This is a genomic window from Bacillus sp. JJ722, assembly GCF_036963345.1.
Taxonomy (GTDB): domain Bacteria; phylum Bacillota; class Bacilli; order Bacillales; family DSM-1321; genus Bacillus_AD.
This window is the reverse complement of sequence record NZ_JBALMO010000325.1, coordinates 1-1,189: the sequence shown is the minus strand read 5'-3', so window position 1 is coordinate 1,189 and position 1,189 is coordinate 1. Positions and strand designations below refer to the sequence as shown.

General features: G+C 30.3%; 2 protein-coding genes. One reads left to right on the top strand and one right to left on the bottom strand.

Annotation, left to right across the window (positions count from 1 at the left end; translation table 11 throughout):
- The coding region (locus tag V7014_RS25190; protein WP_335511533.1) for a GNAT family N-acetyltransferase at positions 1-235 on the bottom strand (235 nt) is incomplete at its 3' end.
- Between the two features lie 312 nt (positions 236-547).
- Between V7014_RS25190 and V7014_RS25185 the strand changes: the two genes are divergently transcribed.
- A complete protein-coding gene (locus tag V7014_RS25185; RefSeq protein WP_335511531.1) occupies positions 548-1,084 on the top strand; it encodes a nucleotidyltransferase family protein in 537 nt (178 codons plus the stop codon).
- The last annotated feature ends 105 nt before the right edge of the window (positions 1,085-1,189 follow it).

The window sequence follows — 1,189 nt, the reverse complement described above, 5'->3', positions numbered from 1 at the left end:
AACCAATTAATTGATTTGTTTCTCTGTGTATTATCGAATAACGGTTACCATTATTTGATTTACTAAGTTTTTGAAAAAAACGAATCATCTCAATTGCTTGCTCTTTGTCAGTCATGGGTGAAATATTCATAAATTCAGTTATTTTTGGATTAGACCAAATTTCAAAAAGTGAATGAGTGTCTTTATGTGACACTTCCCTTAATAAAAGTCTTTTAGTTACAATTTCTCCTGTCATTATAGTAGCTCCTTTATATTTTACTTTGTTTATGTGGACTACTATCTCTACCTGGCATAATTCACCTCTTTCTCAAACATAAACATTATATTAAATGATAAGAATCTTGTGAAGTATTATTCTTTAAGTCATTTTGACATTAGTACATTAAGGGGGGACAGCTCCTCTTATGATTGCTAATTTTGTTGTTGTAGGAGGTATAATGGTGTGAAAAGAGAATTTATATAGTCTAACAATCAGTTAAGTAGGTGCTATTTAGTGAATATCAAAAAAGAAGAAGATGTATTAAGAGTAATTGAAGAAGATGAATGAATGATGAATTTATTAAAAGCAGTTAGATCGTTGAATTTGCCTGATTGGTGGATTTGCGCAGGATTTATTCGTTCAAAAATTTGGGATGTAATTCACGGTTTTAGCATGAGAACACCTTTACCAGATGTAGATGTAATTTACTTTGATTCTACAAATATAAATGAAATTGATGAAAAGAAGATTGAAGAAAAACTTAAATTAATTATTCCAAATATACCATGGTCGGTAAAGAATCAAGCGAGGATGCATGTTATTAATAATATGCCTCCATATTCTTCTTCAACAGATGGTATTTCTAAGTTTCCTGAGACAGTTACAGCTATAGGTGTTAAATTAGATGATAACAATCGAATTTTATTAGCAGCTCCTTGGGGGATAAATGACGTTATAAATTTAACAGTCAAGCCTACACCTTATTATCAAGAAGCAAGTGAGCGAAATAAAATTTACGAAAGTAGAATGAAAAATAAGAATTGGAAATCAACTTGGAGTAGGCTGAGAGTGTATAGTAGGAATAACTCATGTTTAGGGCAATAAAATATAGTGGGATTTTTATTAAGGTTACTTTTAACTGAAGTGTACTTTATTGTTAAAATATCGACACAAATCATACACTTTTCATAGTGATGTAAAGGTATGAGG

Bases quoted from the DNA above. Each gene is read 5' to 3' on its own strand.
- V7014_RS25185 (WP_335511531.1), top strand. From the start codon at position 548: ATGATGAATTTATTAAAAGCAGTTAGATCGTTGAATTTGCCTGATTGG.